The sequence below is a fragment of the Tritonibacter sp. SIMBA_163 genome (assembly GCF_046535935.1).
GTDB classification, from domain to species: domain Bacteria; phylum Pseudomonadota; class Alphaproteobacteria; order Rhodobacterales; family Rhodobacteraceae; genus Epibacterium; species Epibacterium scottomollicae.
Window position 1 is genome coordinate 1 of sequence record NZ_JAWJBP010000203.1, and the last position, 337, is coordinate 337.

The 337-nt window shown below is 66.5% G+C and carries 1 protein-coding gene; it reads right to left on the reverse strand.

All coding sequences use genetic code 11. From position 1 onward, the window contains the following. Positions 1-337, reverse strand: a 337-nt coding sequence (locus R0J92_RS22095; protein ID WP_411053228.1) for a hypothetical protein, incomplete at both ends; no start/stop codon positions are given.

The following is a 337-nucleotide window of genomic DNA, read 5'->3' on the forward strand; positions in this document are numbered from 1 at the left end:
CGCCTGCTGGCTAATGAGGCCGGCCTGCTTCGCCCGGATCGCCGTGGCGACGAGGTCGTTGAAGCTCTGGAGCTGGATGTAGTACGACTGCTCCGGCGGCAGGTCGGTCAGGGCGGCGTATCCGTCGCTGTCGTCGCTGGCCACGCAGCCCGCTGCGACTACTGAGGTGGCCATGACCATCGCTGCCAGCACGCCGATGCCAGCGTGTCCGCTGGAGCCGTTGCGCTCCGGCTGCTTGTTGTTGCCGTGGATGATTTCCAGCTCGGCGGACCGCTGCTTCGTCCGCTCCTTCTCTTTGTCCACGCCGCCTTCGGTCACGACCCAGCCCATGATGCTG